We start from the raw sequence: 15,750 nt of genomic DNA on the forward strand, positions 1-15,750 counted from the left end.
GGTGCAACGAGGCGTATGGCGCTCAGGCAAGCTGCTTGAATGACATGCAGCTCCAGGCGATCGCGCCAACTGTGGGAGACAAAGCTCCGCGAAGATGTCGCTGCAGCCCGATGTCCGTTGCCGGACACCGAGCCCTTCAAACTTACATCGGCTTGATGTTAGCCGCTTGCAGACCCTTCGGGCCTTGCTTCGTTTCGAAGCTCACTTTCTGATTCTCAGCCAGCGTCTTGAAGCCGTCGCCACTGATTTCGGAGAAGTGCGCGAACAGGTCGTCGCCGCCCTTGTCCGGGGTGATGAAGCCAAAGCCTTTGCTGTCGTTGAACCACTTAACGGTACCGGTATCCATAAAGAATCCTTGAAGTAAAAATAGAAGAATTTGCTCTGTGAAAGAGCGCGTGAAGCGTCAAGGAGGGAGAGGACAACGAATACCGCTGAGGAGCGAGACATTGATGAACAGCAATCGAACTTCTTGAACTTCGGACGCAACAGTAACCGCCGGGGGCGGCGGCGTCAACACTTAACTTGTAACTGTTTTGGTGGGCGCTGAGAATCGCTTGCGCCGCGCGCCTGTCGAAGAGACACCCGTTCCCGGCTGGCCGTGTCGCGCGACACGGCCAGCCGTTCGAGCGGTAGCGTGTGTCAGATGCCCACTTTGTGTGCCGCCAGGATCAGGCGTAATCCCAGCGCGGCGACAGCGCTCGCAGCGATGCGATCGACCCAGGCTTTCCATTGCAGATAGATTTCGCGCGGCCGCTTGCTCGAAAAGCACAACGCGACGATGGTGTACCAGCCGGCTTCGATGGCGAAGATCGCGGGCGGCAATGCAAAGTAGCACCACAGCGGCGGATGTTGCGGCAGCAGGGCCGCGAAGATACTGCCGTAATAGACGGCAGTCTTCGGATTGCTCAGTTGTGTGCTCAAGCCGATCCAGAACGATTTGCGGGCATTGGCCGGCACGGCTTGCGTCGTATCGAAGGCGAGCGGTTTGACGGCGCCGCGCCAGATTTTCGAGGCGAGATAAATCAGATAAAGACCGCCGGCCACTTTCAGGCCGACATAGAGCCATTCGACACTGGCCAGCAAAGTATAGAGGCCGAGCAGTGCGATGCCGCTGAAAAAGACGCCGCCGACGCCCATGCCGATCGCGGTGGCGAGACCGTCGCCGCGTGACAACCCTATCGCATTGCGGGCGACGATTACGAAGCTCGGTCCAGGACTCATCGCGCCTAGCAGGAGCGCGGCGAGAATGGTGATGATGGCGGTTGAAGCGGACATGGTCGAGTGTCTCCTATGCGCAGGCGTGTTAATCAGTGGAACATAGCATGAGAGAGGGGCGTGTTGTTTTTCACGATTGCCGCCGACTCCAACTCATTTCGGGTCAGTGAGTATCAGTGAGTATTACCGCTTGTCCTGTAGCGTCGATAAACCAGCCGGAATTGAAAAGCAACGCATCGCCGGGTCTCCAGTTCGTTGCTCGGGCCAAAGAAATTGGATGCTAGAATGACTTTCCATACGCTGAAGCAGCCTCGAACCACGAGGCGAGACAAGAGCGCAATTCGATCCGGTTGCCGACGAATTCCCCTAATGCAGGATTTATCGGGCATGATTTTCAGGTGCGGGTTTTAATGCACCGGAACAGGCATCGCGAGTTCGATTCGCACTCGATCCATTTGAATCACGCATAGGCTTCGCGTTGTTTAGCGAAGCCTTTGTTTTTTCTAACGCGAGCATTATTAGCCGCGCCACCGGTACGTTATGAAAGAGCGAGAAGAACAACGGCTGTTCGACCTCGACGGGAATGCGCGTGAGCGCCTGATCGTGTGGATCCGCCGACGCATGGACGAATACGGCATTACGATGGAAGCGCTCGCCGAGGCGATCGAAGCGGATGCGTCCGCAACGCGGGCCGTCATGTATCGCGACGCCTACGGCAATACCTGGGACGGTCACGGCGATAAGCCGGATTGGCTCGCACGCGCGATTTACGCCGGACAGAGCATGGATCATTTCCGTTGCTAATGGCAGTGCACGGAGTTCGCATGCCGGCTGACCGGGTCGTGCCAACGGCTTCAGTATCCAGAAATCAAAAAAAAGCCCGCGCAAGGCGGGCTCAACTACTCGGAGTTTCGCGATCCAGTCGCTAGAAGGATCATGCTCAGTGTATGTGAAAGCAATATGAAAGTGTAGGGAAAACCGCGTTACAGGTCGAAAAAGACGGTTTCCTTATCGCCCTGCATGTGAATATCAAAGCGGTAAACGTTCGCCACATTCGGCTCGCGGCGCGCAATCAGTGTGTCGCGGCGATCCGCGGGAACCGCGGCCAGCACTGGGTCTTTTTCATTCGCCGCGGTTTCGTCCTCGAAATAGACGCGCGTGAAGGTATGCAGCAGCATGCCGCGCATGGTCACGACCACATTCAGATGCGGCGCTGCATCCGGACCGACGCGGCCGGGTTTCACCGTTTCCACCACAAAGCGCTTGTGCGGATCGGTACCGGTGCCCACGCGCGCGAAGCCGCGAAAGCCCGTCTTCAGGATTTCTTCACGCGACTCCGGGAAGCGCCCGCTCGCGTCCACTTGCGACACTTCGAGCATGGCGTCGCCGATCACCTTGCCGTCGCCGTCGAACACCTGGCCGACAATCGTGATGTGCTCGCCGGCCGCTTCGCGATCAGCCACAACGGGCGTGAACAGGCTCTTGAAGTCGAAATCGTATTGCTGCGGACACAGGCCGTACGCGAAGTAAGGCCCGACCGTTTGCGAAGGCGTTTGCTTGAGGATGGTCATGGCTTAGCGCTCCATCGGAGTTTCGTTGCGGCCGCGCAGCACGATGTCGAAGTCGTAGCCGAGCGCATAGGCTTCCTGCGTGGTGTCGAGCGAAAAGTTCGCGATCAGACGGTCGCGGGCATGCTCGGGCGTGCCCTGGAAGATCGGGTCGAACGCCAGTAGCGGGTCGCCGGGAAAGTACATCTGCGTGACGAGGCGCGAGCCGAAATGGTCGCCGAACAGCGAGAAATGGATATGGTTCGGACGCCAGGCATTCGGATGGTTGCCCCACGGGTATGCGCCCGGCTTGATCGTCAGGAAACGGTAGCGGCCTTCGTTGTCCGTGATGCAGCGGCCCGCGCCGAGAAAATTCGGGTCGAGCGGCGCGTCGTGCTGATCGGCCTTGTGCACATAGCGGCCGGCGGCGTTGGCTTGCCAGATTTCGACCAGCGTATTGCGCACCGGGCGGTTGCCCTCGTCGAGCACGCGGCCCGTCACGATGATTCGCTCGCCGAGCGGCTCGCCGTTGCGCACGGCGTTGCGCGTCAGATCGTGATCGAGCGCGCCGAGGTCTTCGGTGCCGTAGACGGGCACATGCTGATCGCGCAGCTTTTCCTTCAGCGGAATCAGTGGACGCGTCGGGCCGCGTTTGACCGACGAACCGTAGCCGGGATAGATGTAAGAAGGATGCGACGTGAAATCACGCGCGGTGAGAAAGGACTCGTCCATCAGTGTCTCCTTCGAGGAATTGTGGGATACGGCGCGATGGAGGGACTTTATCCAAACTGGAAGGTTATGCAAAATGACGTTTTCACCCTTTTCGTATAACCTGCCGTTATGCAACGCAGCCTCGCGGACAGCCGCGTCAAATTCCGTCATCTTCAGTGCTTTCTGGCCGTCGCGCAGTTCGGCAGCGTCCAGCGGGCCGCCGGCAGCCTGTCGATCACCCAGCCCGCCGTTTCCAAGACGGTCGCGGAGCTCGAAGCGATTCTCGGGGTAAAGCTGTTCGAGCGCGGCCGTCACGGCGCGGTGCCGACCCGCGAGGGGCAACTCTTCATGCCGCACGCGAGCGCCTGCGTCAGCGCGCTGCGGCAGGGCGTCGATCTGCTCGCGCACGCGGAAGGCGCGGCCGCGGCCACGCTGGAAATCGGCATTCTGCCGACGGTCGCCGCGGTGTTGATACCGCCGGTGCTGAAGCGGTTCGCCGCGCTGTGGCCGCGCGTGATCGTGCGCCTCGCGACTGGCGCCAACCCGGAATTGCTCGAGCGTCTGAAAGCGGGCACGATCGAATTCGCGATCGGGCGTTTGGCCGATCCTGAGCGGATGGTCGGGCTCAGTTTCGAGCAACTGTTCAGCGAGCCGTTGATCGCGGTGGTGCGCGCCGGGCATCCGCTGGCGCTGGGAGCGGGTTTGCCGGCCACCTCGCTCGAAGATTTTCCCGTGGTGCTGCCGCCGTTCGGCACGTTGATCCGGCAATCGGCGGAAAGCCTGCTGAGTGCGTGGGGCGTGCCGCCGTTGTCCGCGTTCGTCGAAGTATTGTCGGTTTCCACGGGCCGTGCGTTGACGCTGGAGAACAGTGCGGTATGGTTCGTGCCGCTGAGCGCGGTCGAATATGAACTGGCGCACGGCATGCTGGTACGTTTGCCGTTGCCTTTTGCCGGCACCGGCGAGCCGGTCGGACTGATCCGGCGCTCGGACACGCAGCCGTCGCCGGCTGGGCGGGCGTTTATCGACGCGGTGCGCGAGGTCGCGCAGCAGCGCATGGCGGCCAGTGCGGTGAGTGCGGATAAGGCGGCGGGTGCGGCAACGGGACAAGGAGTGCGGAAACGGAGTCGCAAATAAGGCGTCCCGCGTCCGGTCATGATTTTGCGGGGCGGTGAGTGCGTCCCGAGTGTTGCGAGGCCGTCCGTCGGCCCGGTCGGACTACTACTCCACTTTGTGAACCATCTAGTACAAAATGAAGGTTGCGAATGGTTTGCCGGGCGGTGTACAAACACGGTGCAAAAAGCCGCCACGGGCCGCGTTGCCGCGGTACACCGTGGGTCGCCGGCGGCTCGCGTGAAACGTCATAATCGAACATCAGAAACGCCGGAAACGGCGTCGAAAGACTGTCAAGGAGATTGCCATGCCCAGCGACTTGCCCACTCCAGACGCCGCGCTGCGCGCCGTGTCGGCCCCTGAGCACAATCCGCTCGGCACGGCCGGCCTCGAATTCGTCGAATTCGCCGCGCGCGACCCGCGCGCGCTCGGTGAAACCTTCACCAAACTTGGCTTCAAGGCGATTGCGCGTCATATCAGCAAGGACGTCACGCTATATCGCCAGGGTGGGATGCAGTTCCTCATCAACGCCGAGCCGGATTCGTTTGCCGCGCGCTATGCCGAGGAATACGGCGCGGGCATTTGCGCGATCGGCATTCGCGTGGCCGACGCGCAACGCGCGTTCGACCGTGCGATCGAACTTGGCGCATGGGCGTTCGAAGGCGAGAAGATCGGCGCCGGCGAGCTGCTGATTCCGGCCATTCAGGGCATTGGCGACTCGCATATCTATTTCGTCGACCGTTGGCGCGGCCGCGGCGGCCAGCGTGGCGGCCTCGGCGACATCTCGATCTTCGATATCGACTTCCGGCCCATCCAGATCGACACGGCACAAGCCGACTTGAGCCACGCAGGCACCGGCCTCGTCGCGGTCGATCATCTGACGCAAACGGTCGGCGAGGGCCGGATGCAGGAATGGCTCGACTTCTATCACGACCTGCTCAATTTCCGCGAGATTCACGAGTTGCACGCCAACTGGCATGTATCGGCGGAATCGCGCGTGATGGTGTCGCCATGCGGCGCGATCCGTGTGCCCCTGTATGAGGAAGGGACGCGCCGGACCAACCTGATGCACGAGTTTCTGCCGGACCATCCGGGCGAAGGCGTGCAGCATATCGCGCTTGCAACCGACGACATTTTCACGTGCGTCGAGCTGTTGCTCGCGAACGGCGTGGAATTCGTCGAGCCTCCGGCGCGCTATTACGAGCTACTCGACGCGCGTCTGCCGGGCCACGGGCTCGACGTCGAGCGGCTCAAGCGCACGCACCTGCTGGTGGACGGCGAAATCGGCGCGGACGGGGTGCCGCTGCTTTTTTTCCAGACCTTCGTGCGCCGCCGCGCCGGCGAAATATTCTTCGAGATCGTGCAGCGCCAGGGACACCACGGTTTTGGCGAAGGCAATCTGAGCGCACTGGCGCAGGCGCGCGAACAAGCCGGCGCCTGAGGCCTAGCCGGTGCCTGGCTCAATGCCTGGTTTGACGCCTGATCCGAGGCCGGGTCAATCCGTATCGCGTGGACCGGCTAATTCGGGATTCACCGCGCTATAGGCTGCTGCTTCGTGCAACAGCCACTCGCGGAAACTCGCGAGCGGCTTGCCGTGACTCAACTCGGTCGGATAGACGAGGTAATACGCCGAGTCGGCGACTGCGGGCGCATCGAGCGGGACCACGAGCCCGAGCTGTTCGAGCTGCGCGTCGACAAAAAAACGCGGCACCAGCGCGATGCCGAGGCCGGCGGCGGCCGCGCTGATCAGCATGGTGTGGAGTTCGTAGCGCACGCCCTGCATGGTCCGGTTATCGTCGACGCCCATATTGGCGAACCAGGCTGCCCAGCCGTCCGGCCGCGTAGTGGAATGAACAAGCGGATAGTCCAGAAGATCGGCGGCGCTCTTAACGGGTCGCTTCAGCAGACTCGCCGCGCATATCGGCACGACTTCTTCGCTAAACAGAAAATCTGCCGACGTGCCCGGCCACGTGGGCTTGCCGTAATGAATCGCGGCCTCGAAATGGGTCTCGGCGAACGGGAACGTGCCGGTTCGCACGCCCATGTTCACGCGCACGTCCGGATATTGCGCATTGAATGCCGCGAGCCGCGGAATCAGCCATTGCGACGCGAAAGTCGGCAGAACCGCCAGTTCCAGATAACCGCCGCCGCTGCCATGCGCGATGATGGACAGCGTGTCGCGATCGAGCTGTTCCAGCGAGCGCCGCACCTGTGCGCTATAGACTTTGCCCGCTTTGGTCAGCATCACGCGCTGCTTGACGCGCACGAACAGCCGCACGCCAAGGTTGCTCTCCAGCGTATTGATCTGCCGCGACACCGCGCTCTCGGTCAGGAAGAGTTCGCGCGCCGCATGCGTGAAGCTTTCGTGCCGCGCGGCGGCTTCGAAAGCGAGCAGCGCGCCCATGTTGGGGATCTTGAACTTTCGCACGTTGATTCCAGAAACGCATCAAGTGGCGATTTTATCTCGCTTTACGGCGAGCCCGCCGATTTGAATAATCACGCCTTTGACCATGCCATCCTGTGCCTTGCGCGCGCACCGGCAGGTCGCTTCGAGCACATCAGCCAGCGCGCGTAGAGCCAAGTAGAGAACCGATATGCGAAACATCAAGAATGCGAATGTCGAACAACTGCTGTTGAAGTTCCTCGGCGCCGACAAAACCGCCCGGCTCTTCGCGACGCTGAATCATCCGCAGATCCTCAACGAATGGGAAGGCGGTATCGTCACGCGCGCCGAGCTCGCGCAGGCGATGAACATGGCGCTTTTCGAGGATCTGCTGGCGCGCTCGGCGAACGGCCGCCGGTACACGGAGGAGACGGTCGCGGCGGGCGGCAGCGTGTACTTCGACCACGGCGCGTTGCGCACGGTGCGCTGGCCGCACAGCGGCGCGCTGCCGACGGGCGAAGCCGCGTTTGCGCGCATTCTGCGTCCGCTCGGCTTCAGCATCAACGGCCGTTATCCGCTCGACCGCCTCGGCATGACCGGCCGCGCGTGGGCACACGACGACGCCCCGGATGAAATCGCGCAGTTTTTCGTCAGCGAATTGCATCCCGAGCGGTTCTCGGCGGAGTTTCAGCGGGCGGTGACCAATGTGATCGGCGAGTCGCGCGATCCGCTGACGCCGCGTGCCCTCGGCCAGTTGTGGGAGCTCGAGCGCGACGGTGTGTTGCCGCTCGACGCAGCGCATGAACTGCTGCCGGTCATTGTCGGCGCGTTTGCGCGCCAGCATGAGACGCCACGCGAAGCCGATTACGAAGTATTGTTGAAGGAATCGGCGGAAATGGCGTGGATCGCGACCGAAGGCAACGCGTTCAACCACGCCACCGATCGCGTCGCGGACGTCTTTCAACTGTCCGACGACGAGAAGGCCAAGGGTCGTCCGATGAAACCGGAAGTGGAGCGTTCGCGCTCAGGCCGCGTGTTCCAGACGGCGTATCGCGCCGACACCGTGCTGCGCGAGTTTCGGGCAGCCGACGCAAACATCGTGACGCGTGAAGTGCCGGGTTCGTTCTACGAGTTCATCACGCGTAAGCGGACTTTCGATCAGGACGCGCGTCGTTGGGAAACGGACCTGCGTTTCGACGCGGGCAACGCACAGGGCATCTTCAAGATGACCGCGAACCAGGCTGCGTGAGCGCAAGGCGGCAGCCCAGGCACGGGAGACGGGGAGCGCAGTGGGAACGTCATTTGATGAAGAACAGGGCGCGGGCCTCCATGAATTGGACGATGCCGGCCGTCGCGCGCTGAAAGATACGCCGCGCGTTGCCACGCCTTATGCGGGCAGCGCCGCTGTAATGCAGGCGCTCGAAGCCGATTTGCGCAGCCACGTGCGTGGCGAAGTGCGCTTCGATCAGGGCTCGAAAGCGTTGTATGCGGCGGATGCGTCGAACTATCGGCAAGTGCCGCTCGCTATTGTCGTGCCCGCGGATATCGACGATCTGGTGGCCACGCTCGCCGCCTGTCGTCGCAACGACGTGCCGTTTCTCGCGCGCGGCGGCGGCACGTCGCAGAACGGTCAATGTGTCAACGTGGCGGTGGTGGCCGACGCGAGCAAGTACGTGAACCGTGTCGTGTCGATCGATCCGGCCGCGCGCGTCGCGATCGTCGAGCCGGGCGTGGTCTGCGACACCTTGCGCGATGCCGCCGAACAGCACGGCCTCACCTTCGCGCCCGATCCGGCTACGCACAGCCGCTGCACGCTCGGCGGCATGATCGGCAACAACTCGTGCGGTGCGCATTCGGTGATGGCCGGCAAGACGGTCGAAAACGTCGAGGCGCTGGAAATCGCGACCTTCGACGGCGCGCGCTTCTGGGTCGGCCCGACATCGGAACATGAACTCGAACGCATCATCGCGGCAGGTGGCCGCCAGAGTGAAATCTACGCCGCACTGAAGCGGCTGCGCGACACCTACGCCGAACAGATTCGCGCGAAATTCCCGCAGATCAAGCGCCGCGTGTCGGGCTTCAATCTCGATCAACTGCTGCCGGAGAACGGTTTCAACGTGGCACGCGCGTTGGTCGGCACCGAGGGCACGTGCGCGGTTACATTGCAGGCGAAAGTGCGCCTCGTGAAGAGTCCTGCGAAACGCGTGATCGTGGTGGTCGGCTTCACGGATATCTATACGGCAGCGGATGCCGTGCCGCATTTCATGCGCTGCGATCCGATCGCTATCGAAGGACTCGACCGCGCGATCATTCGCGGCTTGCAGGTGCGTGGTTTGAAGAAGGACGAGATCGCGTTGCTGCCCGAAGGCGACGCGTGGGTCGTGCTCGAATTCGGCGCGGACACGCAGGAGGCGGTGATGCTGCAGGCGCAAGCCGCCGCCGCTTACTTCCGCGCGGGCGAAGCAGGGCCGAATGTCTCCGCGATGCTCGTCGAAGATCGCGCGTTACAGGCGAAGGTGTGGTCGATCCGCGAGACGGGCGCCTCGGCGGTGGCGTTGTCGGTCGATTCCGGCATGCCGGACCCGGTGGTCGGCTGGGAAGATGCGGCGGTCGATCCGCTGCGCCTCGGCGATTATTTGCGTGCGTTCCAGGCGCTGGTGGATCGCTACGGCTACGAGACGAGTCTCTACGGTCATTTCGGCGATGGCTGCGTGCACGCGCGCATTACTTTCGATCTGCGCAGCGCGGAAGGTGTCTCGACATGGCGCAAGTTTCTGCGCGAGGCGGCCGAACTCGTGGTCGAATTCGGCGGCTCGCTCTCGGGCGAACACGGCGACGGCCAGGCCAAGGCCGAATTTCTGCCGATCATGTACGGCCCTGAACTGATGCAGGCAATGGAGCAGTTCAAGGCGATCTGGGATCCGGCCAATCGCCTGAATCCGGGCAAGGTCGTGCATGCGTATCGCGCCGACGAAAACCTGCGCATGGGGCCCGCCTACAAGCCGGTCACGCTGCAAACGAAGCTCACGTTTGCCAGCCAGGAAGGCAACGGTTTTCAGCGCGAGATCGAGCGATGCATCGGCATGGGCAAATGCCGTTCGCTCGAAGGCGGCACCATGTGCCCGAGTTATCGCGCGACGCGTGAGGAGAAATATTCGACCCGTGGCCGCGCGCATCTGTTCTGGGAAATGCTGCAAGGCGGCGTGATCGAGAATGGCTGGCAAAGCCGCGAAGTGAAAGAAGCGCTCGACACGTGCCTCGCCTGCAAGGGCTGTAAATCCGATTGCCCCACACATACGGACATGGCTTCATACAAGGCGGAGTTTCTTTCGCATTACTACGAGACGAAGCGCCGGCCGCGCCAGGCGCTGTTCATGGGACGTATCGGCGGATGGGCGCCCTGGGCGGCGCGCTTTCCGCGTCTGACGAACTTCATGACGTCGGCGCCGGGTTTGGCCTCGTTCGGCAAATGGGTGGCGGGCGTGGCGCAAGCGCGCGAACTGCCGCGGTTCGCTCACGCCACCTACCGGCAGATCGCACGGCGTTCGCCGCAAACGGCGTCAGACGCTCGCGGTGAGGTGAAGAAAGTCATTCTATGGGTCGATACGTTCAACGACCACTTCACGCCCGAGATAGCTCAGGCCGCGGCCGATGTTTTAAAGCAGCTAGGCTGGCACGTCGTGTTGCCGAAGAACCGGTTGTGCTGCGGGCGTCCGCTGTATGACTTCGGTCTGCTCGAACGCGCGCGCGAACTGCTCACGCATATTCTCGATGATCTCGCGGACGATATCGCCGCCGGCGTGCCGCTGGTCGGTCTCGAGCCAGGCTGTTTGTCGGTGTTCAAGGACGAACTGCTGAAGCAACTGCCCGGTCATGCACTAGCGAAGAAACTGTCGGCGCAGACTTTCCTGTTTTCCGATTTCGTCGCGCGTCAGCCGTTCGATTGGCCGACGCTTGCCGCCGACGTGATCGTGCACGGGCATTGCCATCAAAAGGCGCTGTTCGGCATGCAAGGCGACACCGCGCTGCTAAACAGGCTCGGCGTGAAATGGAAACTGCTCGACACGGGATGCTGCGGCATGGCGGGATCGTTCGGCTTTAACGCGGAGCACCACGGGCTTTCCGAAAAGATCGGCGAGGACAAGCTATTTCCCGCAGTGCGTGAGGCGCCCGCCGAAACGATCGTGCTGACCAATGGCTTCAGTTGCCGTGAACAGATCCAGCAGGGTACGGGGCGTCATGCAATGCATATTGCGCAACTCGCGCAGCGGGCGTTGGCGGCTCGGTAAGCCGCGTTCGTGCGCGTTGTATGTGCGTGGGCTACTTCTTCGTCGATTCGGATTCGGTGGCGGCCGGCGCGTGCGGAATGTCGGCGCTGGTGGCCATCCACAGTACTTCGGCGTCTTCTTCGCTCGTGGAGACCGCCGCGTGGCCGGTGCGACTGTCGAAGTAGAGGCTGTCGCCGGCGTTCAGATGCGTCGGCGCGTACAACTCCGAATAGAGGCACACGCTGCCGCTGATCACGTACAGAAATTCTTCGCCTTCGTGGCGGCCCCAGTCGTCGAATGCGTCGAGCGTGTGCGCGGAGATGCGGATGCGAAACGGCAGCATCGCTTTATGCGCGAGGTCCGTGGCGAGCAGTTCCATCTGATAGCCGCGATAGGCGTGGCGCTGGCCTTCGTTTTTGCGGGTGAGCGCGCGACGGCCGCTGGCGCTGACTTTCGGCGTGGAGCCGAACAGTTCGCCGATTTCGATCTTCAGTCCGAGGACGATTTTCTGCAGCACGTCGAAAGTGGGGGACATCAGGCCGTTTTCGACCTTGGAGAGCGTCGAGCGGGAAACGCCGCAGAGGCGGCTGGCGGTTTCCAGCGTCAGATCCTGCGCCTGGCGGGCGGCGCGGACGCGGCGGCCGAGGTCGGTGGTGGACGGGTCGGCGGGTTTGGCGAGGTGGGTGTCCATAGGGCTTGATGCTTCGAATGCACGCTTTTGGGGGACGGTGTTGTTTCCGATAATAACATTTGGCGGCGAAGCGCCAGTTTCGTGGACGGTTGAGCCTCTGCCGGCGCGTTTGCCGGCAATGCCTGGATGCCCCGCACATGGGCTCGGCGACGAAGCGGTTGGGCAAGATTGGCGCATGTGGAGCGCGCGCGCGCTTTTCTCATCGGAAACTTGCCTTCGCTGACAAGGCGGGAGATTCGCCGAACAGTTGCGCTGCAGCGCGGAGTGCCTCGCTCGGACTATCGAGCGGCCGTCTTCCCTTGCGGACGAGGTCCGCGCCGGGCGCCATCCACGGGTGAGCGAACGCGACAATGGTCGCACCCGCTTCATACGCGTCGTCCGCAGCCAACGCGATTGCAGCCAGGCACGAGTCGAGGGCACCCGCTTTGAACAATGCCCAAACCTGAGGAAGGTGAACGACCTCCACTGACGCGTTATTTCCGCTTGCATGCTCCACGAAGAGCTTCCTCGTGGATTCCACTGCGGATTCAGCGGCACACAACACCACGATTTTTCCGCCCACTTTTGCTGCCGCTGCGGCCAACGCAATGTCCGCTCTGACAATGGGCGCCGGTGAGCGCTTGAGATCCGCCACGGCCGGCCCGAGCGTCGCGCAAGTCAGAATGACAGCGTCGGAATGGGCCGCCAGCGTGAGAAGACGCTGGTTTGTCTCGGCTTTCAAATCGCTTGAAAACGTCCCCGTCTGGGTGACCGCTTCGCGCAGGTCCGCTCTCACTTCATGGTGCAGATCTTCAGCCCGCATTCCAAGCGTTTTTGCTGCCTGCTCAAAGACTTGCCGGTTTCCTTCCATCGTGTGCAGAAACGAAATACGCATTGCCGTATGCCCCAGTGAAGTTGCGTGAATCGTGTGGATGCCGGTTGGGGGTTTTCACGCCGACGGGCTGCCCAATCAGCTCGCCTGCATTGTTGCAACCTCGTTGCCGGTCAACAAGGCAAGCTCTTCTACCGGTATCGCCGCTACCGCTCTGGGCGAGCAATGCGCGCCGATATAGCCGCTTTATGGTCCGCTGTTCCGTGCATTCGAAACGGCCGTTGAGCTATAAGATCCATCCGCGCCATGCCAGCTGTCATTTACCTTGTATCCCGAACGTCGCCGGACGTCCGCAGACGTAGTACCGTATTGAAAATTTAACCTTTTGCCCCGTTACATTGATTCTTGAGACGCTTATGTCCACGGACGCAGACACAATCACCGATGAACAGATCGCTGCAATCGCCGATCGCATGGTCGAAGAAGGCAGAAGAGTTTCGCCAGTGACAATCTGGAAAGAGGTTCGCGGCGGTTCGCTGGTGGCGATAGTCGCGGCCCTGCAACGCTGGCGTGAAGCGCGGCAGGGCGAAACGCCGGCAATGCAGGTCCAGCCCGGCTTGCCGGAGGGTCTGGCCGAAACCGTCATGAGCGCTGCGGACCGGATCTGGTCGGCATCCCAACACGATGCGGAGCGGGCATTCAGTCAGCGTCTGGCCGCAGTGAACCTGGATCTCGAAGCGGCCGTCGCGGAACGGGACGAAGCGCTTGCCGAGTATCAGAAAATGATCGATGAAGTCGAAACGGGGCGCCAGCGGGTCATCGCGCTGACGGACGCGCTCAGCGCCTCGGAAAGTGCCTCTCTGCGCCTCGAAGCGCAACTCGCCACCGTCACGGGCCGGGCGGAGGCGGCCGAGACTCACGTCGAGGAACTCGCGCAGCGCGCGTCGGCACAAGACGCGGATCTGGAAGCCATGAAGGCTTCGCTCGACGAGGAACGCCTGGCGCGCGAAGAGCTGGCCACGGCTCTCGCGGGCAAAAATGACGAAGTCGCTCAACTCACTCAGGAACGCGATCAGGCGCGGCACGAGATCGTGACGTTGAGTGATGTCTGTCACGCCAGAACAGAGGAAGTTACGCAATGGTCGCAAGAAGCACGCGCGGCTTCGTCGCGTGCCGAGGCGGCGGAGGCGCGCATCGAGGAGCTCGTGCAGCGCGCGGCGGTGGACCACGTCAATCTGGAAGCGACGAACGCATCGCTCGAAGCAGAGCGCAAGGCCCGTGAAGAGTTGGCGACGGTCGTATCGAGTAAGACCGACGAACTGACGCGCGTCACTCAGGAACATGAGCAGGCGCAGCAGGAGATCGCCAGTTTGCGCGACGCCTGTCAGGCCAGAGCGCAAGAAGTCACGCAGTGGTCGCAAGAGGCAAGCGTGGCTTCGTCGCGTGCACAAACGGCTGAGGCGCGCGTAGACGAACTCGCGCAGCGTGTGTCGTCGCAAGATGCGAGCCTCGAAGCGGCGAAGGCGTCGCTTGAAGAGGAACGCAGGGCACGTGAAGAGTTGGCAGCGGTTCTATCGAACAGGAACGACGAACTGACGCGAGTCATTCAGGAACGCGAGCAGGCGCTGCAGCACGTCACAGCATTGGACGCCGCCTGTCAGGCGAACGCGAAGGAACTGACGCGATGGTCGCAGGAAGCGAACGCGGCAACGTCACGCGCGCAAGCAGCCGAGGCGCGTATAGAAGAACTCGTGCAACGTGTGTCGTCGCAAGATGCCGGCCTCGAAGCGGCGAAGGTGTCGCTTGAAGAGGAACACAAGGCTCGTGAAGAATTGGCGGCGGTAGTTTCGAGCAAGATAGAGGAACTGACGCGTGTTACTCAGGAGCGCGATCAGACGCTGCAGCAGATCGCTACGCTGGGCGACGCCCATCAGACGAAGTCCGAAGAAGTGACGCGACTGTCCGGGGAACTGAGTGCGGCGGGGTTACGCGCACAGCAGGCAGAGGCACGCGTAGAAGAACTCGTGCAGCAGGTAACGTCGCAAGCTGCGGAGCAGCAAGCCACGGTCGCATTGCTGGACGAAGAGCGCAAGGCACGAGCGGAGTTGGTCGCTGCTATATCAGGCAAGAGCGATGAATTGGCGCAAGCCGCTCAGGAACGCGATCACGCGCAGCAGCAGATCGTCACCCTGAGCGACGCTCATCAAGCGAAATCGGAAGAAGCGATAAGGTTGTCGGCGGAGCTAGGTGCAGCCTTGTCGCACGCGAAAACCGCCGAGGTCCAGGCAAGCGGGAGCCTCGCGAAACTCGCGGCGCTGGAGGCTGAACTGGAGCAAGCGCGCGCTGCGCTGGCAGCGGAGCGCGAGGCCGCCGCCGCGCGGGCTGACGAAATCTCGGTTCATCTCAACGACCTGCAGCGCGTCTCTCAGGAACTGGAAGAGACGCGGCAGCAGATCGGGACCATGAATGAGGCGAAGGCGGCCGCGAGCGCTGATCTGGCTCGGGTATTGCAGGATGCGTCCGCGGCGAGGGAACGCGCGGAGGCCGCGGAACAGCAGGTTGCGCAGTTGGAGCAGCGCCTCGCAGCGCAATCCGCAGCGATCGCGCAACAGAATCAGCGCGCTCAGCAGGCCAGCGTTCGAGCCGACGAGGCTGAGCGCGCGGAGGAAGTCGCCGTGTTGCAACGGCAGATAGCGGCACAAGCCAAAGCCAACGCAAAGGCCCTTAGTGAGCTTCGCGCTACTGCCGAACAGTGGGTCACGCACGCCAAGGATCTCAAACAGCGGCTCGGTCTGGCAAGCGAGAGGATCCTGTTCATCGACGCACGCAGCACCGGCGAGGTGGCGCTCGTCAGGCGGCTTTCATCCGAACTGGAGCGGCTCAAGCCGGATCACGAGTTGATCGCCAGAGAGACGCAGCAAAAACTGATCGGCGCGACGATGAGCCACCAACTCGCGCAGAAGGGCTATCGCTACGACCCGGCTACGGCGGTGATGTCGAAGGTCGCGACCTGA

General features: G+C 62.3%; 13 protein-coding genes. 6 read left to right on the forward strand and 7 right to left on the reverse strand.

Going from position 1 to position 15,750, the window contains the following annotated elements; all coding sequences use genetic code 11:
- Positions 1-142: 142 nt before the first annotated feature.
- On the reverse strand, positions 143-346 hold the full coding sequence (locus PDMSB3_RS21525) for a cold-shock protein (protein ID WP_007178877.1): 204 nt from the start codon (positions 344-346) through the stop codon (positions 143-145).
- A gap of 293 nt (positions 347-639) precedes the next feature.
- The gene (locus tag PDMSB3_RS21530; protein ID WP_007178878.1) at positions 640-1,275 is read right to left on the reverse strand and encodes a LysE family translocator; all 636 of its coding nucleotides are present in this window, start codon (positions 1,273-1,275) and stop codon (positions 640-642) included.
- Positions 1,276-1,755: 480 nt separating this feature from the next.
- Here PDMSB3_RS21530 and PDMSB3_RS21535 point away from each other — a divergent pair, with 480 nt between their 5' ends.
- Positions 1,756-2,019 carry an H-NS family nucleoid-associated regulatory protein gene (locus PDMSB3_RS21535; protein ID WP_007178879.1) on the forward strand — a complete coding sequence of 88 codons (264 nt, stop codon included), beginning with the start codon at positions 1,756-1,758 and terminating at the stop codon, positions 2,017-2,019.
- 179 nt (positions 2,020-2,198) lie between these two features.
- Here the strand turns inward: PDMSB3_RS21535 and pcaG are convergent, their stop codons facing one another.
- Together pcaG and pcaH are read right to left on the reverse strand one after the other, a co-directional pair.
- Positions 2,199-2,786, reverse strand: a complete 588-nt coding sequence (gene pcaG, locus PDMSB3_RS21540) for a protocatechuate 3,4-dioxygenase subunit alpha (protein WP_007178880.1) — start codon at positions 2,784-2,786, stop codon at positions 2,199-2,201.
- 3 nt (positions 2,787-2,789) lie between these two features.
- Positions 2,790-3,494, reverse strand: a complete 705-nt coding sequence (gene pcaH, locus PDMSB3_RS21545; protein WP_007178881.1) for a protocatechuate 3,4-dioxygenase subunit beta — start codon at positions 3,492-3,494, stop codon at positions 2,790-2,792.
- Positions 3,495-3,602: 108 nt separating this feature from the next.
- On the opposite strand from pcaH, the gene pcaQ reads away from it, so the two are divergent.
- Both pcaQ and PDMSB3_RS21555 read left to right on the forward strand, forming a co-directional pair.
- Entirely contained in the window at positions 3,603-4,607 is a 1,005-nt protein-coding gene (pcaQ, locus tag PDMSB3_RS21550) for a pca operon transcription factor PcaQ (RefSeq protein ID WP_007178882.1), read from the forward strand.
- A gap of 283 nt (positions 4,608-4,890) precedes the next feature.
- Positions 4,891-6,024 (forward strand): 4-hydroxyphenylpyruvate dioxygenase family protein, encoded by a 1,134-nt coding sequence (locus tag PDMSB3_RS21555; RefSeq protein WP_165187633.1) that lies wholly within the window; start codon positions 4,891-4,893, stop codon positions 6,022-6,024.
- Positions 6,025-6,078: 54 nt separating this feature from the next.
- Here the strand turns inward: PDMSB3_RS21555 and PDMSB3_RS21560 are convergent, their stop codons facing one another.
- The gene (locus tag PDMSB3_RS21560) at positions 6,079-7,011 is read right to left on the reverse strand and encodes a LysR substrate-binding domain-containing protein (RefSeq protein WP_007178884.1); all 933 of its coding nucleotides are present in this window, start codon (positions 7,009-7,011) and stop codon (positions 6,079-6,081) included.
- A gap of 166 nt (positions 7,012-7,177) precedes the next feature.
- Here PDMSB3_RS21560 and PDMSB3_RS21565 point away from each other — a divergent pair, with 166 nt between their 5' ends.
- Together PDMSB3_RS21565 and PDMSB3_RS21570 are read left to right on the forward strand one after the other, a co-directional pair.
- Positions 7,178-8,215: a DUF1338 domain-containing protein gene (locus PDMSB3_RS21565; RefSeq protein ID WP_165187635.1), complete on the forward strand. Its 1,038-nt coding sequence runs from the start codon at positions 7,178-7,180 to the stop codon at positions 8,213-8,215.
- A 40-nt stretch (positions 8,216-8,255) separates the two neighbouring features.
- Positions 8,256-11,255, forward strand: coding sequence for an FAD-binding and (Fe-S)-binding domain-containing protein (locus PDMSB3_RS21570; protein ID WP_165187637.1), 3,000 nt, complete (start codon positions 8,256-8,258; stop codon positions 11,253-11,255).
- Between the two features lie 31 nt (positions 11,256-11,286).
- Here PDMSB3_RS21570 and PDMSB3_RS21575 read toward each other — a convergent pair whose 3' ends face one another.
- Together PDMSB3_RS21575 and PDMSB3_RS21580 are read right to left on the reverse strand one after the other, a co-directional pair.
- Complete coding sequence (locus PDMSB3_RS21575; RefSeq protein WP_007178887.1) at positions 11,287-11,925, reverse strand: helix-turn-helix domain-containing protein; 639 nt, start codon at positions 11,923-11,925, stop codon at positions 11,287-11,289.
- Positions 11,926-12,124: 199 nt separating this feature from the next.
- The gene (locus PDMSB3_RS21580; RefSeq protein ID WP_165187639.1) at positions 12,125-12,799 is read right to left on the reverse strand and encodes an arylsulfatase; all 675 of its coding nucleotides are present in this window, start codon (positions 12,797-12,799) and stop codon (positions 12,125-12,127) included.
- A 353-nt stretch (positions 12,800-13,152) separates the two neighbouring features.
- Between PDMSB3_RS21580 and PDMSB3_RS21585 the strand changes: the two genes are divergently transcribed.
- A complete protein-coding gene (locus tag PDMSB3_RS21585) occupies positions 13,153-15,750 on the forward strand; it encodes a DNA-binding protein (protein ID WP_165187641.1) in 2,598 nt (865 codons plus the stop codon).

Source organism: Paraburkholderia dioscoreae, from assembly GCF_902459535.1.
Taxonomy (GTDB): domain Bacteria; phylum Pseudomonadota; class Gammaproteobacteria; order Burkholderiales; family Burkholderiaceae; genus Paraburkholderia; species Paraburkholderia dioscoreae.